Below are 25,548 nucleotides of genomic sequence, written 5' to 3' on the forward strand. Positions count from 1 at the left end.
GATCAGTTCCTTGTGTACTGCTGGGGCGGGTACTGCTGGGGCGGGTACGGGTCCGGGTGCGACGGCGGCGTGTACGGCTCGGGCGGCTCCTGCCGCGGTGCGGAGGGCCGGGGCGGCGGGGTCCGGCGAGGCTGCTGTTTGCGCTGGTCCTGCAGTTGCTGCCGGATGAGTTCCAGGGAGCGGGTGACGGCGCCGACCTCGTCGTGGTGCTGCGGGAAGAGCACGGTCTTGCGGTCGCCCCCGGCCAGTGCCTCGGCCCGGTCGGCGAGGGTGCGCAGCGGCCGGGCGACGACGATGTGCAGCCAGCCCAGGCAGGCGACGGCCGCGGCGGCGCCGAGCAGACCGGCGAGGACGGTGCGGTTCTGGGTGTCGTACTCCGGGATGGCGAGCCGGTCGACGGGCTCCCAGCTGACCACGCTCCAGTGCAGCGACTCGGCCGAGCCGCTGCCGGAGAACGGCGCGGCGGCGGCGATCCGCAGCCCGTTCTCCCGGTACAGCACCCCGTTGGGCCGCGGCTTCTTGCCGAGCCGCTGGGCGCTGGCCTCGACGAGGTCCGTCAGGTGCTGGTCGGGCAGCGACTGGAAGGCGAGGAAGCCGGTGTTGCCGGCGATGACCTTGTTACGGTCGTCCACGAGCCGGACCACGCCGAGGCCCGGGCGGGTCAGCAGGGCGTTGAGGAACTCGGGACGGAACTCGCCGATCAGTCGGTCCCCGTCCCGGCCGGGTATCTCGGCGACGGCGACGACCACGGGCTCCTTGCCGCCGCGGCCGAGCAGCCGCAGGGGCTTGTCGGAGACGCGGTTCTGCCGGATCACCTTCGGGTCCTTGCCCTCGCGGGCCTTGATCTCGCCGGAGGAGTCGACGACGTAGAGGGAGCGGTAGCGCTTGTTCTCGTTGTAGGTGCGCTCCAGCACCGTCTCCATGGCGTCGGGTGCGGTCTTGTCCCCGATCAGGGAGGCCACCGACTGCAGGTCGGCGTCGCCCTCGTTGAGCGCGCGGCGCACCCGGTCGCTGAGCGTGTCGGTGCGTTCGCGCTGGTCGTTGACGAGCTGCCGGGGTATCTCGGCGGTGTTGTCGGCGCGGTTGAACAGCAGCATCAGCGGCGCGGCCCAGGCCAGGAGCAGCACGGCGCAGACCGCGAGGAGGGCGCGGGTGCCCACCCGGCGCGGGCCGCTGGGGCGTTCGGCCGCTCCGGTGGCCTCGGCGCTCTCGCCGAGCAGCTGCCGGCGCAGCCGTTCCAGGGCGCCGCCGATGCGGTGCGCCTCGCCGTAGCCGGGGACGGTGACGGGCCGGGTCAGATCGCCGCGGGTGAGCCGGCGGGACTCCAGGAACAGCCGGATGAGCGGGCGCTGCACGGTGCCCAGCAGCACCGCCACGGCCAGGGCGCCGACGACGAGCAGCGCGGCGCCCGCCGCCAGCCCGAACACCGGGGACTGGGTCCCGCCGGACTCCTCGGTCACCTTGACCATGGCGACCACGGACAGGCCGAGTCCGGAGGCGGTGGTGGTCTCGCCGGGCTCGGCTGCCGCGAGCGTGGCGTATCCGGCGACGGAGCGGTCGCCGAGCAGCTTGCCGCCGAGGAGGCTGCCGCTGACGCCCTGGTAGCCGCCGCTGCCGGGCTCCTTGCTGCTGCGCGGATCCTGCTTCGCGCGACGGGCGGCCTGCCCGGCGAAGTCCTTCAGCTGCTTGCGGGAGTCCGTGATGTCCTTGCGGTCGATGCTGTTGCGTGCGGACTCCGGTTCGGCGATGCCGTCGCTGCTGAGGATCGCGCCGCCCGCGTCGACCACGGCGATGGAGCGGAACTGGCCGAGGCTGATGCCGGGGAACTTCAGGTTCCTGGAGGCCACCAGCAGCAGCTGCGGCTTGCCCGGCCAGGTCAGCAGTCCGAAGGACAGCAGCCGTACCTCGCCGTTCTTCAGCCGGACCATGCGCGGGGCCAGCCCGTCCTCGCCGCTGAGCGAGGAGAGGTCCACGGAGGTCAGCGGCACCGTCTCGCCGCGGGCCGCGACCAGCTTGCCGGTGCGGACCTCGACGACGGCGGTGCCCATCCACTTCTCGTAGGTGCTGCCGAGCTTGTCGAGGACGGCGTCGCCGGAGACCGGCTGCCCGGCGCTGAACAGCGTGGCGGAGCGGGTGACGTCCTTGACGGACTCGTCGATGGAGGCGCGCAGCGCGATGGCACCGTCCTCGGCGAAGTGCTGCTGGGAGTTCAGCACCGCCTTCGGCACGCCGGCGTCGTCGACGCGGCCCAGCACCAGGGCCGTGATGGCGGCGAGCGTCAGCAGCAGCGCCGAGAGGACCGCGATCGGCGGGCGGATGCCTCCGATCAGCGACATGTCGGCTCGGCGGCGGGCTCGGTGCTGCCGCGCCGGGGGCGGTGACGCCAAGGGAGGTGTCCTCTCGTGAAAACGGGCTCCGGGCGTACCGACACTAAGGGCCCGCCCGGATACCTCAGACAGATAAGAGGGGCACTAAGTTGCAGTAAGTCCGACGTGATCTAGGCAACATCGCGCAACCGTCGGACAAGTTCGGACAAATGCGTTGCCTCTGGGGGCCTCTCCGGCATGGCGGCCTCTCCGGCGTCTACTCGGGCAGCGGCGTGAGCGGCTTCAGCCCGTCCTTGGCCGCGCCGCGGTTCAGCAGGGTGCCCTCGGTGCGCTCGAAGGCCAGCCGCAGCCGGGCCTTCTGGGCGTCGGTGAGGTCGCGGTCGTCGCGGAGCGCGGCCGGCACGTCCAGCAGGCGGTAGTCCCGTACGTCGTCGCCGGTGTACGCGGCGGTGCCGCCGTCCCGGACGTTCTCGGCGTCCGGCGGGATCGTCAGCAGCGTCGGCTCGAACCGCGGCTGGACGTCCCAGTGGCCCTTACCCTGCTCGGTGAACGTGAACCAGGCGATCACGCCCTCCTCGGTCAGGCCCGTCGGCACCTCGTGCCGGGCGATCTGGTTGCCGAGGCCGTAGGAGATCCAGGTCCCGTCGACCTTCTCCATCGGCTCCACGACGTGCGCGTGGTGGCCGATGACCAGGTTGATACCGGTGTTCCGGGCGATCTGCCGGGCGAAGGAGATCTGCGAGCCCGACGGCTCCGGATGGTGTTCACGGCCCCAGTGCAGGGAGAGGATCACCACCTCAGCACCGGCCTTGCGGGCCCGCTGCTCGGCGGCCCTGATCCGGCCCAGGTCCTGCAGGTTGGCCAGCCAGGGCTTGTCCTTCGGCAGCGTGTGCGGCTCGTTGAAGCCGTAGGCGAAGGAGATCTGCGCGACCTTGACGCCCTTGACGTCCATGATCAGCGGGGTGTTCGCCTCCTTCGCGGTGCGGGCGGAGCCGGTGTGCTTCAGGCCGGCGGCGTCCAGGGCGTCGAGGGTGCGCTTCACGCCGTCGTAGCCGTGGTCGAGGGTGTGGTTGGAGGCGGTGGAACAGGTGTCGTAGCCGATGTCCTTGATGGTCTTCGCCTGCTGCGGCGGCACCTGGAAGTCCGGGAAGCCCTCGAACGGTCCGGTCGCCGGGCCCATCACCGGCTCGAAGTGGCAGATCGCCAGGTCGGCCTTGCTGATCAGCGGCTTGATCCCGGCCATCATCGGCTCGAAGTCCAGCCCGTCCACGCCCTTGCCGGTGCGCTTGGCGTCCTTGCGCGCCTGGTCGACCAGTTCGGGGTGCATGAGGATGTCCCCGGCGGCCGCGACGGTGAAGGAGCGCCCGCCGCCCGAGGCAGCGGCGTCGTCCGAGAGGAGTCCGCATCCGGAGACGGCGGCGAGGAGGGAGAGCGGGGTCAGCAAGGACAACAGGGTCCGGCTACGGCGTCTGTTCACCGGGATATCTTGATACAACCATGAGAGCCCATCGCTCACGTCTCATAACGATCGCAACACTGCTGCTGGTCGTCACCGGTCTCGCGGCCGGTCTCACCGCCCTGCTCCGCACCCCGGGCGGCACCGTGGACGACGCCCGCGGGCCCGTGCCGAAGGGGGCCGAGCAGATCGACCTGTCCCGCGAGGTGGCCGACTACACGAGCCGGTTCGGCCCCGACCGGGGCTATCTGGCGCCCGGCCGGTCCGACCGCGAGGACATCGCCGCGGCCGTCGGCCTGTTGCTCGACGGTCACCGCAAACAAGCGGAACAGCGACTCTCACAACGGGACTTCACCGTACGCACGGTCTTCGACCGGTCCTCCGGCCACCGCTACGCCGAGGTGGCCGACCGCACCGACTCCGCCGTGACCCCGCGCGGCTGGGGCCGGGTCTACCTGGATCTGGACCACCGCCCGAGCTGGTCGGTGCAGGTCCCTCATCCCGGCTTCGATCTGGGCACCGAGCAGCTGGGCGTGCGGGTGCTGCGCGGCTCACCCGGTGGGGTCCTGGTGATCGCGGGAGCACATCGCAAAGCCGGGGTCGGTAATTCCGCGGACGTGGCGCACCGCCTGGACACCGTCTTCCACGCCATCTGCGCCGAGCTGGCCCGCCGTGGGATGCCCGGGATCCAGGTGCACGGCTTCGCCGCGTCCGCCGTCCCCGGCTACGACGTGGTCGCCTCCACCGGTGCGGGGTCGGCGGGCCGGCAGGACGGCCGCGACCTGGCCGACGCCCTGCTCGGCCACGGCTTCCGGGTGTGCCGGGCCTGGGCGCGCTCCTGTCCGCTGGAGGGCCGGACGAACGTGCAGGGCCGGGTGGCCGACGCCGACCATGTGCCGTTCCTGCACGTCGAGTTCTCCCCGGAGGTGCGCGCGGGCGGGCGGCCCGCCGAGCGCGCGGCCGCGGCGATCACCGAGATCACCCGCCGGTGGGCGGGGAGACCCGTGACAGACTGAGTCCGCCAGGAACACGGCAGAACAGGGCTGTTACCGACATGACGGACACTTCGGGCGCTGGGCACGAACCGCTGCCGCTGCTCGTCGTCGACGGCGCGAACGTCGTCGGGTCGGTGCCCGACGGCTGGTGGCGCGACCGCCGCGGTGCCGCCGAGCGCCTGCGCGACCGGCTGGCGCCCCTCGCCCGGTCCGGCGTAACCGGCCTGCCCGGTCCCCTGGAACTGGTCCTGGTGGTGGAGGGCGCGGCCCGGGGCGTGGAGTCGGTGCCCGGGGTGCGCGTCGAGGATGCCCCCGGCAGCGGCGACGACCACATCGTGCACCTCGCGGCAGCGGCCGCCGTCCGCCCATGCCTGGTCGTCACGGCCGACCGCGAACTACGACGCCGGGTCCAGGAACGCGGGGCACAGGTGACGGGGCCCCGCACGGTACTGGGCTGAGGCCGCCGTCCGCACGGGGCCGAGAGCCCGAAGTCCGCACGGGATCGGTCCGAGCGCCCGACGTCCGCACGGGGCCGGGTCGAGAGGCCGGCATCCGCACGAATCTCGGCCAAGAGCCCAGCGGCAACAGCACGGACTCCGGCCGCCGGCCCGACCGACCGCACGGGGCCGCAAGCGAGGAGTCACCGGGTGAAGACGGTTACGGAGCGTTTCCGGCGGACGGCCGCTGGGTCGCTCCGGTGGTGGTCTGCCCGCCCGGGGCCAGCCGGCTGTGGGTCCGGCCGTAGAAGAAGTACACGGCGAAACCGATCACCATCCAGATGGCGAACCGCAGCCAGGTCTCGGCCGGCAGGTTGAGCATCAGCCACAGCGAGGCGCACACCGACAGGGTCGGGATGACCGGGACCCACGGGGTGCGGAAGGCGCGCGGCAGGTCCGGGCGGGTCCGGCGCAGGATGATCACGCTGATCGCGACGACGACGAACGCGAAGAGCGTGCCGATGTTCACCAGTTCGGCGAGCTCGCTCAGGCTGGTGAAACCGGCGACGATCGCGATGATCACGCCGAGCAGGATGGTCGGCCGGTGCGGGGTGCGGAAACGCGGGTGGACGCGGGAGAAGAAGCGCGGCAGCAGGCCGTCGCGGCTCATCGCGAAGAACACCCGGGTCTGGCCGAGCAGCAGGATCATGCACACCGTGGTCAGGCCGACGGCGGCGCCGAAGCTGATCACACCCGCGAACCAGGGGTGCCCGATGGCCTTGAAGGCGTCGGCGAGCGGGGCCTCCACGGACAGCAGGGAGTACTTCTCCATGCCGACGACGACGAGGGAGACGGCGACGTACAGCACGGTGCAGATGAGCAGGGAGCCGAGGATGCCGCGCGGCATGTCCCGCTGCGGGTTGCGGGTCTCCTCGGCGGCCGTGGCCACGATGTCGAAGCCGATGAAGGCGAAGAACACCACCGAGGCGGCCGTGAAGATGCCCATCACACCGAAGTTGGCGGGCGCCCAGCCGAACATCAGCTGGATCAGCGGGGCCTTGAGATTGCCGCCGGCCGGCACCGGCTGGGGCTTGGGGATGAACGGCGAGTAGTTGCTGCCCGTGATGAAGAAGGCACCGGCGATGATCACGATGAGGACGACGATCACCTTGATGGCGACGACGAGCGAGGTGATCCGGGCCGACAGTTTCATGCCGAGGACGAGGATGCCGGTGAGCACCAGCACCAGGGCGGCGGCGAGGATGTCGAAGCCGAAGCCGGAGGCCGTGTCCCGGCTGGCCAGATAGCCCGGCAGATGCCAGCCGGCGTTGTCCAGCAGCGAGCGGATGTAGCCGGACCAGCCGACCGCCACCACCGCCGTACCGAGCGCGAACTCCAGGACCAGGTCCCAGCCGATGATCCAGGCGGGCAGCTCGCCGAGGGAGGAGTAACTGAACGTGTACGCCGAGCCCGCCACGGGGACCGTGGACGCGAACTCGGCGTAACAGAGGGCGGCGAGCGCGCAGACCACGCCGGCCACCACGAACGCCAGGGACACCGCCGGGCCGGCGTTGTTCTTGGCGACCTGTCCGGTGAGGACGAAGATGCCGGTGCCGATGATGACACCGACGCCGAAGACGGTCAGATCCAGCGCGGAGAGGGATTTCTTGAGCGAATGCTCCGGTTCCTCGGTGTCCTGGATGGACTGCTCGACGTTCTTCGTCCTGAACAGCGCGCTGCTCACGTACCTACCTCCCACGCTCGGGGGCCACGCCCTGGCCCGTCATGATCGAGAGGGTCGGGATGCGTATGCCCCGGCACAGGCAGGTTCACGCAAGCGGGCCGGTTCCGCCACCGCAAGGTGTGGCGTGACCGGCCCGTGGGAGCGCGTTCGCGTCAGTCGCGCGCGGGCTCGACCGAGTCCACCTCGGCGGCCGTACGGTCGAACCGGCCGTCCAGCTTGGCGACGAGCCCGGTGACCTGGCGGGCGATGTCCGGGGCGGTCAGGCCGATCTCGGCGAGGACCTCGGCGCGGGAGGCGTGGTCGAGGAAGCGCGGCGGGATGCCGAAGTCCCGCAGCGGCACGTCCACGCCGGCGTCGCGCAGGGCCTGGGCGATCGCGGAGCCGACGCCGCCGGCCCGGCTGTTGTCCTCGACGGTGACGACGACCCGGTGCCGCTCGGCCAGCGGGGCCATGGCCTCGTCGACGGGCTTGACCCAGCGCGGATCGACCACGGTGGTGGAGATGCCCTGCTTGTCGAGCAGGCCGGCGATCTCCAGGCACATCGGGGCGAGGGCGCCCACGGAGACGAGCAGCACGTCCGGCCGGTCGGTGCCGGGCTCGCGCAGCACGTCCATGCCGCCGATCCGGCCCACGGCCGGTACGGCGGGCCCGACGGCCCCCTTGGAGAAGCGCACCACGGTCGGCGCGTCGTCCACCGCGACGGCCTCCCGCAGCTGGGCCCGCACCTGCTCGGCGTCCCGCGGGGCGGCCAGCCTGAGCCCCGGCACGACCTGCAGGATCGACATGTCCCACATGCCGTTGTGCGAGGCACCGTCCGTTCCGGTGACACCGGCCCGGTCCAGCACGAACGTCACCCCGCACCGGTGCAGGGCCACGTCCATGAGGACCTGGTCGAAGGCGCGGTTGAGGAAGGTGGCGTAGACGGCGAAGACGGGGTGCACCCCGGCGTACGCGAGGCCCGCCGCGGAGACGGCACCGTGCTGCTCGGCGATCCCGACGTCGTACACGCGTTCGGGGAAGCGCTTGGCGAACTTGTCGAGACCGACCGGCTGGAGCATGGCCGCCGTGATGGCGACGATGTCCTCGCGCTCCTCGCCGAGCCTGACCATCTCGTCCCCGAAGACGGAGGTCCAGTCGGCGCCAGAGCTGGCGATCGGCAGGCCGGTGTCCGGGTGGATCTTGCCGACGGCGTGGAAGCGGTCCGCCTCGTCCTGCAGGGCGGGCTGGTAGCCGCGGCCCTTCTCGGTGAGGCAGTGCACGATGACGGGCCCGCCGAACCGCTTGGCCCGGGCGAGGGCGGACTCCAGCGCCTCGATGTCGTGGCCGTCGATCGGGCCGACGTACTTCAGGCCCAGGTCCTCGAACATGCCCTGCGGGGCGATGAAGTCCTTGAACCCCTTCTTCGCCCCGTGCAGGGTCTCGTACAGCGGCCTGCCGACGACCGGGGTGCGCTCCAGGAGTTCCTTCGTGCGGGCGAGGAACCGCTCGTAGCCGTCCGTGGTGCGCAGGGTCGCCAGATGGTTGGCGAGGCCGCCGATGGTGGGGGCGTACGACCGCTCGTTGTCGTTGACGACGATGACCAGCGGGCGGTCCTTGGCGTCGGCGATGTTGTTCAGCGCCTCCCAGGCCATACCGCCGGTGAGCGCCCCGTCGCCGATGACCGCCACGACATGGCTGTCGCGCTGCTTGAGCTGGTTGGCCTTGGCGATGCCGTCGGCCCAGCCGAGCACCGTGGAGGCGTGGCTGTTCTCGATGACGTCGTGCTCGGACTCGGCCTGCGAGGGGTAGCCCGACAGGCCGCCCCTCATCTTCAGCCGGGAGAAGTCCTGCCGGCCGGTGAGCAGCTTGTGCACATAGGACTGGTGGCCGGTGTCCCAGAGGACCTTGTCCCTCGGCGAGTCGAAGACGCGGTGCAGGGCGATGGTCAGCTCCACCACACCGAGGTTGGGGCCGAGGTGGCCGCCGGTCTTGGAGACCGCGTCGACGAGGAAGGTCCGGATCTCCTCTGCCAGCTGGGCCAGCTCCTCCAGGCTGAGCCGGTCCAGATCGCGCGGTCCCCTGATGCGGGTCAGCAGCGGCACCCGTGCCTCCTTGCAGTAGAGCTGATCGAGCTTTCGCCGGGCTCGCCAGAGTCTAATGTTCCGGCTTTGCACGACACGACAGCGCCCGGCACGTTTCAGCGTGCCGGGCACGGTGGGCGCGCCGAAGGGGCGCGGGGCCGTATCGATACGCGGCTCCGCCGCGTGGGCGCGGCCGGCCACAACGGACCAGCACACCCGATACAACCCCACGCCCCCAGGGCGACTAGGCGTTACGCACGCCCCGCGGTCTTCTGCGTCTTGCGCGTCACCGCGTCGATCACGACCGTGGCCAACAGCACACCACCGGTGATCATGTACTGCACCGGCGAGGCGATGCCCTCCAGCGCGAGGCCGTACTGGATCGAGACGATCACCAGCACACCGAGGAGCGCGTTCCAGGTGCGCCCACGCCCACCGAACAGCGAGGTGCCACCGATGACCGCCGCGGCGATCGCGTTCATCAGCAGGTCACCGCCACCGGCACCCTGGTTGGCGGACGCGATCTTGGAGGCGATGAACAGACCGCCGATGGCCGCGAACGTACCGGAGATGGCGAACACCGAGATGCGGACCATGTCCACGTTGATACCGGCACGGCGGGACGCCTCGACGCTGCCGCCGAGCGCGAAGACCTTGCGGCCGTAGGGGGTGCGGCGCAGCGCGAAGTCGGTGATCAGCAGCATGCCGACGAAGATCACCACAGCCAGCGGCAGGCCCTTGTACTGGTTGAAGACGATCGCGGCGGCGAAGGACACGATGGCCAGCAGTACGGTGCGCAGGACCGTCTCGCTCAGCGGGCGGGACGGCACACCGGCGGCCTCGCGGCGCTTGTTGCCGAAGTAGGAGCTGAGGAAGAACAGCACCGTCACCGCGACGGCCAGGCCGTAGGCGGCGGCCACGTCGGAGAAGTAGTAGCTGGTCAGCTTGGCTACCAGGCCGTTGTCGTTCAGGTTGATCGTGCCGTTGTCGCCCAGGATCTTGAGCATGAAGCCGTTCCAGAACAGCAGACCGGCCAGGGTGACCGCGAAGGCCGGCACGCCGATCTTCGCGAAGAAGAAGCCCTGCAGCGCGCCCGCGACCGTTCCGGTGAGGATCGACAGCACCAGGGCCAGGATCTCGTTCATGCCGTGGGTGACGTTGAGCACCGCGAAGGTGGCGCCCGCGACACCGGAGAGCGAACCGACCGACAGGTCGATCTCGCCGAGCAGCAGGACGAACACGATACCGATGGCGATCATGCCCGTGCCGACCATGGCGACGGAGATGTCGGAGAGGTTGCCCGCGGTGAGGAAGTTGGAGTTCAGGCTCTGGAAGATGATCCAGATGATCGCCAGGCCGATGACGACCGGGATGGAGCCGAGGTCACCGGCCTTCATCTTGCGCTTGAACTCGGTGACATAGCCGGCGAGGCCCTGTTCGCGCACCAGCAGGCGGGGGTCGACGGCGACGTCGGAGCCGCGCGCTGCCTCGGGGTTCTCCACGGGGACGTCCTCGGGGGGCGTGGAGGTCTTGTCGATGCTCACTTCTTGATCTCCCCATTGCTGCGCGCCGCACGACGGGTCACGGCGTTGTCCGTGGCGCCGGTGATGGCGGAGATGATCTCTTCCTGCGAGGTCGACTTGACCTCGAAGACGCCGTTGTTGCGTCCCAGACGCAGGACGGCCACCTTGTCGGCGACGGCCTTGACGTCGGCCATGTTGTGGCTGATGAGGATCACGGCGTGACCGCGCTCCCGCAGCCGTTCCACCAGGTCGAGGACCTGGGCGGTCTGCTCCACACCTAGCGCGGCGGTGGGCTCGTCGAGGATGACCAGCTTGGGCGCGCCGAGCATGGAGCGGGCGATCGCCACGACCTGGCGCTGACCACCGGAGAGGGAGGCGATCGGGATGCGGACGCTGGGAATGCGGATCGAGAGCTGGTCCAGCAGCTCGCGCGAGCGCCGCTCCATCTCGACCTCGTCCAGCACACCGCGGCGGCGGATCTCCCGGCCGAGGAAGAGGTTGCCGACGACGTCGATGTTGTCGCACAGCGCGAGGTCCTGGTACACCGTCGCGACGCCCAGGTTCTGGGCGTCGTGCGGCTTGTTGACCTGGACGGCCTTGCCTTCCCATTCGATGACACCCTCATCGATGGGGTGCACGCCGGCGATCGTCTTGACCAGCGTGGACTTTCCGGCACCGTTGTCGCCCACCAGGGCGACCACCTCACCGGCGTGGACCTCAAGCTCTACGTCGGTGAGCGCCTGAACGGCACCGAACCGCTTGGAGACCCCGCGCAACGCCAGCACGGGCGTAGCGGACACGTGAACCATCTCCTTCGCCGCCTGACCCGGCGGGAGGTTGTGCAGAAGTTTGGGGGGTAGTTCCGTCCGGCGCCCCGCACCGAGCTTGCGGGGCTGTTTGTTTGCGCGGGGCGCCGGAGGAGCTTGTGGACGCCTTCCTCCCGCTAGGGAAATTCAAGGGTGGATTCCCCTAGTTGGAAAGGCGCGTGCGGCTGCTTACTTCAGGCCGATCTTGTCGCAGGCGGCCTTGTACTGCGGGGTGCAGATGTCGGCAACCGTGTAGACGCCGTCCTTGATGACGGTGTCCTTGATGTTGTCCTTGGTCAGCGCGGTGACGGGCACCAGGACCGAAGGCACCTGCTTGGTGGTCGGGCTGTCGACCTTGTCCTTGGCGACGGAGTCGAGCGACTTGCCCTGGGCGAGGTCCACGGCCATCTCGGCGGCGGCGGCGGCCTCGGGAGCGTACGGCTTGTAGACGCTCATGTACTGCTCACCGGCGACGATGCGCTGGACACCCGCGAGCTCCGCGTCCTGGCCGGTGACCGGGACCTTGATGCCCGCCTGCTTGAGGGCGGTGATGATACCGCCGGCCATGCCGTCGTTGGCGGAGTAGACGCCGATGATGTTCTTCTTGCCCAGAGCGGAAATGGCGCCCTCCATGTTGGAGTTGGCGTTCTCCGGCTTCCACTCCTTGGTGTCGTACTCCTTGCCGACGTTCACCTTGCCGTCGAGCACCTCGTGGGCGCCCTTCTTGAACTGCGCGGCGTTCGGGTCGGTGGAGGAACCGTTCATCATGACGATCTTGCCGGACTTGGCCTTGGAGCCCAGGGCCTTCAGCAGGGCCTCGCCCTGGGTCTTGCCGACCGTCTCGTTGTCGAACGAGGTGTACGCGTCGATCGGGCCCTGCGCCAGGCGGTCGTAGGCGACGACCGGGATGCCGGCGTCCTTGGCCTTCTGCACCGAGTTCTTGATGGCCGCGGCGTCCACCGCGTCCACGATCAGGACGTCCACCTTGTTGGTGATCATGGTGTCGACCTGCTGGTTCTGCAGGCTGGCGTCCTGCTTGGCGTTGGCGTAGACGATCTTGCCCTTGCCGTTCGTGAGCTCCTGGACCTTCTTCTCGATCAAGGGCTTGTCGAACTTCTCGTAACGGGCGGTCTGGTTCTCCGGCAGGAGCAGGCCGACCGTGATGGCGTCGCCCTTCTTGGGGCTGGACGACTTGGAGGAGCCACCACCGGACTCCTTGGCGCTGCCACAGGCGGCGAGAGAGACGGCCATGGCACCAGCAGCAACGGCGAAGGCCGCACGACGCATACGCGTGTTCACTTCAGAAACCTCCCTGACGAGGCCGCGTCGTTGCGGCCGAGGTGGCTGGAAGTCAACTCGGCCACACGTGCGACGTCAAGAAGTAAATCCTTAACGAGATGGCAACGGTGCCATCCGTTCTCTAAGTGAAGGCAGGGGCCGCCATGGACAGCGAACCGTCCAAAAGGGTCGAATCGCCCATCTCGCTGAGGGCGAGGGCGAGCGCTCCGAGCACCTCGGCACGACCGCCAAGTGCCCCCGGGAGAACGGACAGTTGGCGCGCCGCGCTGGGAATGGCGTAGCGGCCCACGGACTCCCTGATCGGCCCGAGCACCAGCTCACCGGCCTCGGCGAGATCACCGCCGAGGACCACCCGGCTCGGGTTGAGGAGATTGCAGAGATTGGCCACCCCGCTGCCGATGTGGCGGCCGACGTCGGCGATCACCCGACGGCAGCCCGGGTCTCCGTCCCTGGCCAGCCGTACGACACCCTCCATGGTCAGGTCGGGGCCGTGACTGGGCTGGAGCAGCGGGAGCACATAGCGTGCGGCCGCGAACGTCTCCAGGCAACCGCGGTTCCCGCAGCGGCAGACCGGGCCGGATTCATCGAGTGTAATATGTCCGATTTCTCCGGCCGTGCCTCCCGGACCCCGGTAGATCTTCCCCTCGATCACCAGACCGGCGCCGACACCGCTCGCGACCTTGATGTACGCGAGGTCGCGGACCCCCTTGCCGGCGCCCCAGACCAGCTCGCCGAGGGCGCCCAGGTTGGCGTCGTTGTCCACGTGCACGGGCACGCCGAGCCGCTCGCGCAGCTCCTCGGCGGGCTTGGCGCCGGTCCAGCCCGGCAGGATCGCGGTGGAGCCCAGCGTCCCCGACTCCACGTCGATGGGACCCGGCACACCGAGCCCCACGCCCGCCACCTTGGACCGGCTGACGCCCGTCGCCGCGATCAGGCGGCTGACCAGCTCCTCCGCCCGGTCGAAGCCCTGCGCGGCGGAGGCGTCGACGTCCAGCGGCTCGGCCTCCTCGGCCAGCACCTGGTGGGCGAGGTTCCCGATCGCGACGCGCAGATGGGTGTGCCCGAAGTCGACGCCGATCACAATCCCGGCGTCCCCGCTCAGACTGACGCTGCGGGCCCTGCGCCCGCCCGCCGACGTGGGCGTGACCTCGACGGTTCCGCCGTCCTTCAGCTCTCGCACGATGTTGGAGACGGTCGCGGCGGACAGACCGGTCGTCCGCGCGATCTCCGCCTGCGTGAGGGACCCGGCCAAGCGTACGGCCCGTACGACCCGCTCCAGGTTGGCTCGGTGCAGCGACGACTGCGACCCTGGAGTCTCCACGACGACCTCCTGAGCGCGGGGCCGCTTCGGCGAGGCCCCGCGTATGTCCAACTAGTGAACTCTAAGCTGAGCTGTTCGGGGTGTCTTCCGTCAAGAGGTTGAACCGTTTCCGGGTACGCGGACGCACGTGCGGACGCCGCCCGGAGGCCGGAGCGGCGTGTGCACGGACGGTCGCGGAGCGTGCCGCTACTTGAGGGTCGCCGAGGTCAGACCCGCCTGCACCTGGCGCTGGAAGGACAGGTAGACGACCAGCATCGGGATCATCGCGATGGTCACACCCGCGAACAGGACCGGCAGGTCGGAGGCGTATCCCTGCTGCTGTTGCAGCTGGATCAGCCCCTGGGTGAGGACATAGCGCTCGGGGTCGGAGCCGCTCTGCGGCTGCATGAGCACCGTGGGCAGGATGAACTGGTTCCACTGGCCCAGGGTGTTGAAGATCCCCACGCTGATCAGGCCGGGCTTGGCCATCGGCAGCATCACCTGGAAGAAGATCCGGGTGTGCGAGGCGCCGTCCAGGACCGCCGCCTCGAAGACCGCCGTGGGCAGGGTCCGGAAGAAGGCGTGCATGAAGAACACCGTGAACGGCATCGAGTAGGCGATGTAGACCAGGATCAGGCCCTGGTAGGTGTTCAGCATGTCCAGCCGCTTGACCATGAAGAACAGCGGCACGAGGGCCAGGAACACCGGGAACATGGCGCCGGCGACGAAGAAGTAGTACAGCAGCCGGTTGCCCCAGAACTGGTACCGGGCCAGCACATACGCGGCCATGGAGCCGAACAGCATGGTCAGCGGCACGGAGAACACCAGGACGATCACGGTGTTCAGGAAGTAGTCCCCGATGCCCTTGTTCCAGGCCCGCTGGAAGACGTCGAAGGACCAGTCGTGCGGCCAGCCGAACGCGGAGCCGCCGATCTGCGCGTCGGTCTTGAAGGAGCTGAGCACCAGCCACAGCAGCGGCAGCACGATCAGCAGCGCCCACAGGGCGAGGAAGCCGTGCGAGAAGACGTTCAGTACGACGCCCTCGCCGCGCCGGTCGCCGGGCCTGACGGGCACCTTGGCCACGGGCCCCTCGGCCGAAGCGGGGGCGGTCTCCTTGAGTGCAGTCATCGTCGTTACTCCCGCTCAGAACTCGATGCGCTCGCGGCGGGTGGCGCGCAGCGTGACCACGGACAGGATCAGGGTGAGCAGCAGCATGACCACACCCATCGCGCAGGCGTAGCCGCTCTTGCCGTAGTAGAGGAAGTTGCGCATCATCACCGTCGACATCACATCGCTGTGATGGTCGGGGCCGCCGCCGTACGCACCCATGTTCTGGGTCATCGAGGACACCAGCACGAACATGTCCATGGCGACGATGCCGAGGTAGACCCAGGCGGTCTGCACGGTGTCCCACAGCAGCGGCAGGGTGATGCGGAAGAAGGACTGGTTGCGGTTGGCGCCGTCGATCAGCGCGGCCTCGTAGACGTCCTTCGGGATGGACTGCATGGCGGCCGAGAACAGCACGAGGTAGAAGCCCACGCCCTGCCAGACCACGGCCACCATCAGTGCCCACAGCACCAGGTTCGGCTCGTTCAGCCATTCCACCGGGTTGTCGGCGTCGACCAGGCCGATCTTGATCAGCGCGCCGTTGAGCAGACCGCCGCCGTCACTGCGGTACACCGCGTTGAACAGCACGGCGAGAATAGCCAGCGACAGCACCTGCGGGAAGAAGTAGACGATCTTGTAGAACTTCGACCCCGCGACGCCCTGCACTCCGCCGGCCCTGCTGCGTCCGCCCGCGTTCAGCATGAAGGCGAAGAACAGGGCGAGCAGGATCGTGATCACCGGGATGAAGATCAGGAACTGGATGTTGTGCCACACGGCTTCCAGGAACACATCGTCCTGGAACAGCGCCTTGTAGTTGTCCAGACCGACGAAGCCGAAGGTCTGCGACTGCCCCTTCCAGTCGGTCAGCGAATAGCCGAACGTCTGGATGTACGGCCAGATCACGAAGATCAGATAAAGCACCACGGGAACGAAGAGAAACCCCGTGACGAACCGGTACTGCCCTTTGCGCATACCTGCCCCTGATATTCCGGTCAGCACCAACGCCCCGAAAGGGGCGCGGGGAACTGCGCCACCAGCCACCACGGACCGGCACAGCAATCACACCCGCACCCCCACGGCGGTCAGGCGAATCTACTCGTGCCGGTTCTTCTTCGACGCCGGGTCCTTCGCCTGCTTGTCCACGGCCGCCTGACACCGCTTCAGCCATTCCTTCGGCTGAATCCGCTTCGCCATGAGTTCATTGGACGCGTTCTGGATCGCCGTGTCCATCTCGCTGTACCAGTCCGGGTACAGATACCGGAACGTGTTGGAGCCGGCCGCCTTGGAGGCCTCCACCGTGGACTGCGTACCGGGCCGCAGCTTCACGCTCGGGTCCACACCGTCCTGCAGAATCGTCAGGGAGTTGGCCTCCTTGGCGAACAGCGTCGACCACTCCTTGGACAGCATCCGCCGCATGAACTCCTTGGCGCCGGGCAGGTTCGCCGCCTTCGCCGGGATGATGAACGGCTCACCGGAGCCGGCGCGGATCGCCTCGAACGGCATCTTGCTGCCGGACAGCAGCGGCATCGGCAGGAACTTCATGTCGAAGTCCGTCGGCGTCTGCTTCAGCTGCTCGTTCTCCAGCCAGGAGCCACAGGTGATGAACGCGGCCTTGTACTGGTTCCACCGGGTCTGCGACTCGGTGTGGGTCAGGCCGTTGGTGCCAGGCATCAACAGGCCCTTCTCGACGACCTCGTAGATCGCCTCGACGCCCGCCTGGGCCGCGGCGGAGCCGACGAACGCCTTCGGGTCCAGGTTGTCGATCGCCTTGACGGCGTCGATGCCGCCCTTCTTGGCGATCACGTCCATGATGGCGACGTTGATGTAGTACGGGTACTTGCCCTGGTGGGCGAGGCCGCCGATGCCCTGCTTCTTGGCGTCCTGGCAGATGGCCAGGAAGTCGTCCCAGGTCTTCGGCGGCGTCCAGCCCTTCTCCTTGAAGAGCTTGCCGGAGTACCACAGGCCCCACACCGTGTAAATGTAGTTGAGGGCAACGACCTTGCCCTCCTGGATGCCCGGGTCGAGCGTGCCGGGGATCAGGGTGTCACGGACCTTCTTGCTCGGGTCGTCCACCGAGGGCGCGTCGAGCACCTCGGACAGGTCGAGCAGCGAGCCGTTCTTGTACAGGACGTCGATCTTGATCTGCTGGGCGCCGGAGTCGTCCACGACGTCCGGCGGGTTGCCGGCGTTGAAGCGCGGCTGCAGCTTTCCGGTGATCTCCTGGGTGCCGGTGTGGGTCGAGGTGATGCCGAGTTTCTTGCTGAAGTCGGCCTCCCACGCCTTGGCGTAGTCGTCGCCGTATCCGCCCTTGAAGACGACGACATCGAGTTTGCTGCCGCTCTTCGCGCCGAAGGGGTTGTCCTTGGACGCCTTTCCCTTGGTGTTGCCCTCGTCGGAGTTGTCGCCGCCTCCGCCGCCGCTCGCACAGGCGGACAGGAGGCCCATTGCGGGCGTGGCCACCAGGCCCAGCGCGGCCGAACGCTTGATCAGATCGCGGCGGCCGACACCCTCGCCACCGTGGTTCGCAGTGGATCCCATGCTCAAGTCCTCGCCTTCTCCAGGACTCAGGCGGTGAACCGGATCCTCCCCGGCACCGCGGTCGGGTAGTGCTGGGTCGTGCAGAGTAGTGCTGGGTCTTGCTGGAAGTGCCGACAGGTATAGTCCATTTCCCGCCGGCGGAGCAAGATCGAATGCAGGGTTCGCCATGGGTCTTTTCCGAGTTGAGACCTCGCGGAAATATGAGACCCCTGTGGGGCGCCTGACAGAAAAACTCGCGGCATAAGTGCCTGAATGCCACACCCAACACCCTTGACACCATGGGCAACTTGACGCCCTACTGGTTCCTGCGCACCGAAGTTGACAACGTTGTCCAGAGTGGTCGCAGGAGGGGAATCCGTAGATGCAGCGGAGAACTCGGCACAGATGGGGTCCGGCGGTCGTCCTTACGGCCGCCTTTGTCATGGCCGTCGGCGCACAGGGCGCGGCGGTCGCCCTGCCCGCCAAGGCTCCGGCAGCCGACCGGGAGTTCGCATCCTCGTTCGAGACGGGCGATCCGGCACCGGACTGGCTCAACACCGTCGACACCGAACCGGACGGCACCAAGCGCGCCTCGGGGGTCGACGGCGGCTACAGCACCGGCATACCGGGCAATGTGAACGACCATGTCACCGAGGTCCGGGCGAGCGGCGAGAACACGGGCGCGGGCGAGGTCAAGGAGAACCTGGCCGACGGCGAGCCCGGCACCAAGTGGCTGACCTTCGAGCCCACCGGCTGGGTGGAGTTCGACCTGGACAAGCCCATCAAGCTGCTGACGTACGCGCTCACCTCGGCCAACGACTACGCCGAACGCGACCCGAGGGACTGGACGCTGCTCGGCTCCACCGACGGCAAGGACTGGAAGACGGTCGACACCCGCGCGGGCGAGACCTTCTCCGAGCGGTTCCAGACCAAGTCCTACGACCTGGCCGAGCCCGCCGAGTACCAGCACTTCCGGCTGGAGGTCACGAAGAACTCCGGCGCCGACATCCTGCAGCTCGCCGATGTGCAGTTCTCCACCGGTGGCGGGGGCGGCCCGGTGCCGCAGGACATGCTGACGCTGGTCGACAAGGGCCCGACCGCCTCGCCGACGGCCAAGGCCCGGGTCGGGTTCACCGGGAAGCGGGCGCTGCGCTACGCCGGGCGGCACACGGCGGGCGGCCGGGCGTACTCGTACAACAAGGTCTTCGACGTGGACGTGAAGGTCGGCGGCGACACCCAGCTGTCGTACCGGATCTTCCCGCAGATGGCCGACGGCGACCGGGACTACGACGCCACGAACGTCTCCCTCGACCTGGCCTTCACCGACGGCACGTATCTGAGCGGTCTGGGCGCGCTGGACCAGCACGGGTTCCCGCTGTCACCGCGCGGGCAGGGTGCGTCGAAGTCGCTGTACGTGAACCAGTGGAACAACGTGGTCGCGCGGATCGGGTCGGTGGCGGCCGGCAAGACGGTCGACCGGATCCTGGTGGCGTACGACTCCCCCGCGGGGCCGGCGAAGTTCCGGGGCTGGATCGACGACGTGGCGCTGAAGCCCGTACCGCCGCAGGAGCCGCAGGCGCATCTGTCGGACTACGCGCTGACCACGCGCGGCACCAACTCCAGCGGCAGCTTCTCGCGCGGCAACAACTTCCCGGCGACCGCCCTTCCGCACGGTTTCAACTTCTGGACGCCGGTGACCAACGCCTCTTCGCTGAGCTGGCTGTACGAGTACGCGCGGGCGAACAACGACGACAACCTGCCCACGATCCAGGCGTTCAGCGCGAGCCATGAGCCGAGCCCGTGGATGGGTGACCGGCAGACCTTCCAGCTGATGCCGTCGGCTGCGTCCGGCACCCCGGACACCGGCCGCGAGGCACGCGAGCTGCCCTTCCGGCACGAGAACGAGACCGCGCGGCCGTATTACTACGGCGTCCGTTTCGAGAACGGTCTCAAGGCGGAGATGACGCCCACCGACCACGCGGCGATGCTGCGCTTCACCTACCCCGGCGACGACGCGAGCGTGCTGTTCGACAACGTCACCGAGCAGGCGGGCCTGACGCTCGACAAGGAGCACGGGATCGTCACCGGTTACTCGGACGTGAAGTCGGGCCTGTCGACGGGCGCGACCCGGCTGTTCGTGTACGGCGAGTTCGACAAGCCGGTGACGGACGGCGGGTCGAGCGGGGTGAAGGGTTATCTGCGTTTCGACGCGGGCGCGGACCACACCGTCACGCTGCGCCTGGCGACGTCGCTGATCAGCGTCGACCAGGCGAAGGACAACCTGCGCCAGGAGATCCCGGACGGCACCTCCTTCGACACGGTCAGGCAGCAGGCCCAGCAGACGTGGGACGAGCTGCTCGGCAAGGTCGAGGTGGAGGGCGCGACCCCGGACCAGCTGACCACGCTGTACTCCGGCATGTACCGGCTGTACCTGTACCCGAACTCGGGCTTCGAGAAGGTGGGTGGCAAGGACCGGTACGCCTCCCCCTTCTCCCCGATGCCGAGCCAGGACACCCCGACCCACACCGGGGCGAAGATCGTCGACGGCAAGGTGTACGTCAACAACGGTTTCTGGGACACATACCGGACCACGTGGCCGGCGTACTCCTTCCTCACCCCGTCCCAGGCGGGCGAGATGGTCGACGGGTTCGTGCAGCAGTACAAGGACGGCGGCTGGACCTCGCGCTGGTCCTCACCCGGTTACGCCGACCTGATGACCGGCACCTCCTCGGACGTGGCGTTCGCGGACGCGTACGTCAAGGGCGTGAAGTTCGACGCGAAGGCCGCCTACGACGCGGCCCTGAAGAACGCGACCGTCGTGCCGCCGATGTCGGGCGTGGGCCGCAAGGGCATGAGCACCTCGCCGTTCCTCGGCTACACCAGCACCGCCACCGCCGAGGGCCTGTCCTGGGCGATGGAGGGGTACGTCAACGACTACGGCATCGCGAAGATGGGCGAGGCCCTGTACGAGAAGACGGGCGAGAAGCACTACAAGGAGGAGTCCGAGTACTTCCTCAACCGCGCCCGGGACTACGTGAACCTGTTCGACTCCAAGGCGGGCGGTTTCTTCCAGGGCCGTGACGCCAAGGGCGACTGGCGGATCGACTCCGCGACGTACGACCCGCGCGTGTGGGGGTACGACTACACGGAGACGAACGGCTGGGGGTACGCCTTCAGCGTCCCGCAGGACAGCCGGGGCCTGGCCAACCTCTACGGCGGCCGGCAGGCTCTCGCCGACAAGCTGGACGCGTTCTTCTCCACCCCGGAAACCGCTTCCCCGGACTACGTCGGCTCCTACGGTGGTGTCATCCACGAGATGACCGAGGCACGAGACGTCCGGATCGGCATGCTCGGGCAGTCCAACCAGGTCGCCCACCATGTGTCGTACATGTACGACGCGGCCGGCGAGCCCTGGAAGACGCAGGCGACGGTCCGCGAGATCCTCTCCCGGCTCTACTCCGGCAGCGAGATCGGGCAGGGCTACCACGGCGACGAGGACAACGGCGAGCAGTCGGGCTGGTACCTGTTCTCCGCGCTCGGCTTCTATCCGCTGGTGATGGGCAGCGGCGAGTACTCCATCGGCTCCCCGCTGTTCAAGAAGGTCACCGTGCACCTGGAGAACGGCCGCGACCTGGTGGTCAAGGCGCCCGCCAACAGCGCCAAGAACATGTACATCCAGGGCGTGACCTTCAACGGCCGCCCCTGGACGTCGACTTCGCTGCCCCACTCGATGCTGTCCAAGGGTGGGGTGCTGGAGTTCTTCATGGGCGCCAAGCCGTCCGCGTGGGGCACGGGCAAGAACGCGGCCCCGGTCTCCGTCACCCAGGACGACAAGGTGCCGGCGCCCCGCTCGGACGTCCTGAAGGGTGACGGCGCGCTGTTCGACAACACCTCGGCGACGGACGCCACGGTCACCTCGGTGGACATGCCGGTGGACGGGGCCGTGAAGCCCGTCCAGTACACGCTGACCTCCTCGACGGACCACACCAGGGCGCCGACCGGCTGGACCCTCCAGGGCTCCACGGACGGCACCACCTGGCAGACCCTGGACCACCGCTCCGGCGAATCGTTCACCTGGGACCGCCAGACCCGGGCGTTCACCATCGCCACGCCGGGCACGTACACGAAGTACCGGCTGGTCCTGGACGGCGAGTCCACACTGGCGGAGGTGGAGCTGCTGGCCTGACCCGGGCACGGGAAAGGGGGCGGGCCCGTTCGGGTCCGCCCCCTCGTCATGCGGTCGGTCAGCCGGCGGCCAGGGTGAACACGTGCAGGTCGCCGTTCTGCGGGAGCCGCACGCTCGCGATGGTCTTCCCGTCCGGCGCGGTGAAGGGCCGGGTGGCGAAGACGTAGGTCGCCACCGGGTCCTTGTCGGCGCCCGCGACATTGCGGTACGAGGTCCTCGCGACGACCTCGTTGCCGTACTGGACGCTGCCGCCTCCGCCGCCGATGGTCCAGTCGGTGAAGGAGAGGTCGACGGTGTCGGTGGTGCCGTCGGTGTAGGTGACGGTCGCCCTGGTCTGCTGGTTGCCGTTGACGGCGCTGCCGATGAAGGACAACTTGCTTGCAGGGGTGGTGAGTTCAATGGTCTGGCCGGATCCCGAGGCGTTGTCCCGGCGGCCGTCCGGTGAGCCCGGCCAGGTGAAGGCGAGGCCGTCGACGGTCCCCTGCCCGCCCGCTGTCAGGCCGGCCGCCGCGAGGGCCTGGCGGGAGTAGCTCCAGCCGCCGCCGTCGAAGTCGGCCTCGTCGTGGTCGCCCGTGTCGTCGGAGATTCCGGTGTTGTCGTAGGCGGCGAGGAGGGTGCCGGGGGCGGCCACGGTGAGGGCGACCGGCTGCCGGTAGGAGGTGTCGCCCGAGGTCACCGTGATCTTGACGTCGGCGAAGCCCTGTGCCGCGTCCTTCGCGGCGGTGAGGGTGATCTCCTGGAGGCCGTCGGTGACCGTGCCCTCGGCGGGCGTGGCCGTGACGCCGGCCGGGGTGTCCACCCGGAAGCGCACCTCGGGGCCGGTGCCGCCGTTCAGGGACAGCGCGCGGACGACGGTCTTCGTGCTGTCACCGGGGGCGAGCGTGGCGGCGGTGGGGCCGACGCCGATCTGGTACGGCTGCTCGCCCTCGCGGAAGGACGGCGGGGCGGAGACCGGGTCGCTGCCCCAGGTCCGGTTCGGGGTGCCGGAGAGGGTGTAGTCCAGGGTGCCGCCGTCCCGGACGAAGGACGCCGGCAGCCACGGGCGGTCGCTGCTGCGTCCGTCGACCTTCAGGGACTGGACGTACGGCGCGTCGGGCGCCGCTCCGCTCGCGCGGATGGAGATGTCGTTGCCCTGCGGCCTGCTGATCTCCGCGCGCTCGAACAGCGGTGAGGCGAGGACCAGTTCGGCCCGGGACGGCACCTGTGGATACATGCCGAGGGCCGAGAAGACGTACCAGGCCGACATCGCGCCGAGGTCGTCGTTGCCGGGGATGCCGCCGGGCGCGGTCGACCACAGCTGCCGCATGGCGGCTCGTACGGTCTCCTGTGCCTTGTACGGGGCGCCCGCGTAGTCGTACAGGTAGGGGACGTTGATCGACGGCTCGTTGTCCAGCTCGGACTTGGTGCCGCCGTGGCCGGTGAGGGCCCAGCCGCCGCCGGCGTCGTGGAAGAAGTCGTCGAGCCGGGCGAGCGCCTTGTCCCGGCCGCCGAGCGCGGCGAACAGGCCCGCCGGGTCGTGCGGGACCATCCAGGTGTACTGGGCGGCCGTGCCCTCCACGAAGCCGTTGCCGGTGTCCGGGGTGAAGCCGGTGACCCAGCTGCCGTCGGCCTTGCGGTTGGCGATGTAGCCGCCGCTCGTGTCCGCGGCGACGTCGAAGTTGTTCTGCCACCACTGGGCACGGCGCTGGAAGGCGGCGGCGGTGTCCTTCTCCCCCGCTGCGGCGGCGAGTCGGGAGAGCGAGAAGTCCGCCGTGGACATCTCCAGGGTCTCGGCGGCACCGCCCCAGGCGTTGGAGACGCTCGGCATGTAGTGCAGGTCGAGGTACTTGTCCAGCGAGGGGCGCTGGCCGGCGGACAGCACCGGTTTGCCCGCCGGGGACAGGTCCTGCGCGGTCGGGACGGTGGCCGCCTCGACCAGCGAGTCCAGCGCGCCGTGCAGGTCGAAGCCGGTACCGCCGAAGGCCCGGATGCCGGCCAGGGCGGTCGGCGAGGGGTCGCCGTTCATGACATGGGTGCCGCTCGCGCCGTGCAGCCAGCGGTCCCAGGTGCCGCCGTTCTGCCGGGCCAGCTCGTACAGCGACTGGGCGATGTCGGAGCCGGTGCGCGGGTCGAGCAGGGTGAGCAGCTGCACCTGGTCGCGGTAGACGTCCCAGCCGGAGAAGGTGCCGTACTGGGCTCGATGGCCGTGGCCCACGGTGTGCACCTTGCCGTCGCTGCCGCGGTATCCGCGGTCTGCGTCGCTGATGATGTTCGGATGCAGCAGCGCGTGGTACAGCGCGGTGTAGAAGGTGGTGCGGTCGGCGTCCGTGCCGCCGCCGACACGGATCGCGCCGAGCCGCTCGCGCCAGGCCCGGCGGGCCGCGCTCTCGACCGCGTCGAAGGAGCGGCCGGGCGGGTTCTCGGCGGCGAGGTTGGCCTCGGCGGCCTGCCGGCTGACGTAGGAGATGCCGACCTCGACGTTGACCGGTCCGGTGCCGGGCGCGAACTCGACGTAACCGCCGGCGCCCTTGCCCGCGACGGGCCGCCCGCCGTGCGTGAAGCCGCCGGTGCCGCCGGAGGCCGCGAGGGAGCCGGGGCTCAGCTTGTCGTCCTGCCAGGTGCCCGTGCTCTGGAAGGCGCGGTCGAAGCGGGCGGTGAAGTACAGGGTGTAGTAGGCGCGCTGCCCTTCCGGATCGAGGTAGCCGCAGAAGTCGCCGGAGGTGACGGACCCGGAGATCGTCCGGCTCCCCGGGTCGATGGTGACGGTGGAGTCCTCCGAGCCGAGCTCGGAGTTGGCGGTGCGCACCAGCAGTGAGGCGGGCTTGCCGGCCGGGAAGGTGAAGCGGGCCGAGCCGGTGCGTGCGGTGGCGGTCAGGTCGGCGGTGACCCCGGAGGCGAGGCCCACCTTGTAGTGGCCGGGCTCGGCGGTCTCGTCGGCGTGGGCGAAGTCGGAGGCGTAGACGGCGTCCCTGGTGTCGCTCGCCGGGGAGGAGGTGACCTCGCCGGCGTACGGGAAGAAGGGGATGTCGCCGCTGCCGCCCGCACAGCCGGTGCCGGACATGTGGGTGAGGCTGAAGCCCCGGATGCGCGTGGCGTCGTACTGGTAGCCACCGGGGGCGGCGGTTCTGGTGGCGTCCCCTCTGGTGTTCTCGGGGCTCCAGGAGAGCATGCCGAAGGGCACGACGGCGCCCGGGAAGACATCGCCGCCGTTCCTGGTGCCGATCAGCGGGTCGACGTACCCGGTGGGGTCCTTGACGAGGTCGGGAGGTGCGGTGGGCGCCGCGAGGGCGGGGGTGGCGGCGGCGCCGGTGGTGAGAAGCGCGGCCAGTAACAGGGACATGGGGCGGAAACGCATGACGCGGCCCCTCCTCCTTACGGACGGGTCGCGCACCACGGGTCGCACAAGCCGCAGGGACAGTAACGCGCCCCAGCCGTACCACGGAAGACCGCGTACGCCCCGGTAGGCCCACTCCGGGGATCACCCGGTCGGGCTACCTCAAGTGGGTTGACATCGTTGTCGGTTGAGGCGGTAGAGTCATGCACAGACCATAGACAACGTTGTCGCGCATTCGGTCGACCTCACAAGCCAGCACCATCCGGGCGGGTTTCCCGCACCCCCCTCACCCGCCCGGCTCGCGGACCCGGTGCACCTGAACACCGGGTCCGCCCAGAGCGGTTCGCGGCGCGGGCGCCGAATTCTCGAAGTGATGTCCGGGCCTGCCCTCACGCTCGTAACCAGGGATGATGCACCTCGATCGGGACGGAGCAGGCGTCCGGCTCGTGGACGGGCCATAGCCATGGGGTGAACCCGG

At 69.2% G+C, this 25,548-nt stretch carries 15 protein-coding genes; 3 read left to right on the top strand and 12 right to left on the bottom strand.

Features of this window, described 5'->3' with window-relative positions; all coding sequences use genetic code 11:
• Positions 1-2: 2 nt before the first annotated feature.
• Together AB0M27_RS10760 and AB0M27_RS10765 are read right to left on the bottom strand one after the other, a co-directional pair.
• Positions 3-2,336, bottom strand: a complete 2,334-nt coding sequence (locus AB0M27_RS10760; RefSeq protein ID WP_365720114.1) for a HAMP domain-containing protein — start codon at positions 2,334-2,336, stop codon at positions 3-5.
• A 247-nt stretch (positions 2,337-2,583) separates the two neighbouring features.
• Positions 2,584-3,804 (bottom strand): CapA family protein, encoded by a 1,221-nt coding sequence (locus AB0M27_RS10765; protein WP_365720116.1) that lies wholly within the window; start codon positions 3,802-3,804, stop codon positions 2,584-2,586.
• 20 nt (positions 3,805-3,824) lie between these two features.
• On the opposite strand from AB0M27_RS10765, the gene AB0M27_RS10770 reads away from it, so the two are divergent.
• Both AB0M27_RS10770 and AB0M27_RS10775 read left to right on the top strand, forming a co-directional pair.
• Positions 3,825-4,799, top strand: a complete 975-nt coding sequence (locus AB0M27_RS10770; protein WP_365720118.1) for a hypothetical protein — start codon at positions 3,825-3,827, stop codon at positions 4,797-4,799.
• A gap of 38 nt (positions 4,800-4,837) precedes the next feature.
• The gene (locus tag AB0M27_RS10775; RefSeq protein ID WP_365720120.1) at positions 4,838-5,236 is read left to right on the top strand and encodes an NTP pyrophosphohydrolase; all 399 of its coding nucleotides are present in this window, start codon (positions 4,838-4,840) and stop codon (positions 5,234-5,236) included.
• 199 nt (positions 5,237-5,435) lie between these two features.
• On the opposite strand, the gene AB0M27_RS10780 is transcribed toward AB0M27_RS10775, so the two are convergent.
• The 9 genes from AB0M27_RS10780 to ngcE form a co-directional block, all read right to left on the bottom strand.
• Complete coding sequence (locus tag AB0M27_RS10780) at positions 5,436-6,959, bottom strand: amino acid permease (protein ID WP_365720122.1); 1,524 nt, start codon at positions 6,957-6,959, stop codon at positions 5,436-5,438.
• Between the two features lie 152 nt (positions 6,960-7,111).
• A complete protein-coding gene (gene dxs, locus AB0M27_RS10785) occupies positions 7,112-9,040 on the bottom strand; it encodes a 1-deoxy-D-xylulose-5-phosphate synthase (RefSeq protein WP_365720124.1) in 1,929 nt (642 codons plus the stop codon).
• A gap of 230 nt (positions 9,041-9,270) precedes the next feature.
• Positions 9,271-10,563, bottom strand: a complete 1,293-nt coding sequence (locus tag AB0M27_RS10790) for a sugar ABC transporter permease (protein ID WP_365720126.1) — start codon at positions 10,561-10,563, stop codon at positions 9,271-9,273.
• The gene (locus tag AB0M27_RS10795) at positions 10,560-11,351 is read right to left on the bottom strand and encodes an ATP-binding cassette domain-containing protein (protein WP_351806226.1); all 792 of its coding nucleotides are present in this window, start codon (positions 11,349-11,351) and stop codon (positions 10,560-10,562) included. Before AB0M27_RS10795 ends, AB0M27_RS10790 begins: the two co-directional genes overlap by 4 nt.
• A gap of 186 nt (positions 11,352-11,537) precedes the next feature.
• Complete coding sequence (locus AB0M27_RS10800; protein WP_365720169.1) at positions 11,538-12,635, bottom strand: substrate-binding domain-containing protein; 1,098 nt, start codon at positions 12,633-12,635, stop codon at positions 11,538-11,540.
• A 133-nt stretch (positions 12,636-12,768) separates the two neighbouring features.
• Positions 12,769-13,968, bottom strand: a complete 1,200-nt coding sequence (locus AB0M27_RS10805) for an ROK family transcriptional regulator (RefSeq protein ID WP_365720128.1) — start codon at positions 13,966-13,968, stop codon at positions 12,769-12,771.
• 186 nt (positions 13,969-14,154) lie between these two features.
• Positions 14,155-15,075: a carbohydrate ABC transporter permease gene (locus tag AB0M27_RS10810; protein ID WP_365720130.1), complete on the bottom strand. Its 921-nt coding sequence runs from the start codon at positions 15,073-15,075 to the stop codon at positions 14,155-14,157.
• A 15-nt stretch (positions 15,076-15,090) separates the two neighbouring features.
• Positions 15,091-16,026, bottom strand: coding sequence for a sugar ABC transporter permease (locus tag AB0M27_RS10815; RefSeq protein WP_365720133.1), 936 nt, complete (start codon positions 16,024-16,026; stop codon positions 15,091-15,093).
• A 120-nt stretch (positions 16,027-16,146) separates the two neighbouring features.
• Positions 16,147-17,592 carry an N-acetylglucosamine/diacetylchitobiose ABC transporter substrate-binding protein gene (ngcE, locus tag AB0M27_RS10820; protein ID WP_365720135.1) on the bottom strand — a complete coding sequence of 482 codons (1,446 nt, stop codon included), beginning with the start codon at positions 17,590-17,592 and terminating at the stop codon, positions 16,147-16,149.
• Between the two features lie 361 nt (positions 17,593-17,953).
• Between ngcE and AB0M27_RS10825 the strand changes: the two genes are divergently transcribed.
• Positions 17,954-21,757, top strand: a complete 3,804-nt coding sequence (locus AB0M27_RS10825; protein ID WP_365720137.1) for a GH92 family glycosyl hydrolase — start codon at positions 17,954-17,956, stop codon at positions 21,755-21,757.
• Between the two features lie 58 nt (positions 21,758-21,815).
• Here the strand turns inward: AB0M27_RS10825 and AB0M27_RS10830 are convergent, their stop codons facing one another.
• Positions 21,816-25,091 (bottom strand): GH92 family glycosyl hydrolase, encoded by a 3,276-nt coding sequence (locus AB0M27_RS10830; RefSeq protein WP_365720139.1) that lies wholly within the window; start codon positions 25,089-25,091, stop codon positions 21,816-21,818.
• Positions 25,092-25,548: the final 457 nt, after the last annotated feature.

Source organism: Streptomyces sp. NPDC052107 (genome assembly GCF_040680215.1).
Taxonomy (GTDB): domain Bacteria; phylum Actinomycetota; class Actinomycetes; order Streptomycetales; family Streptomycetaceae; genus Streptomyces.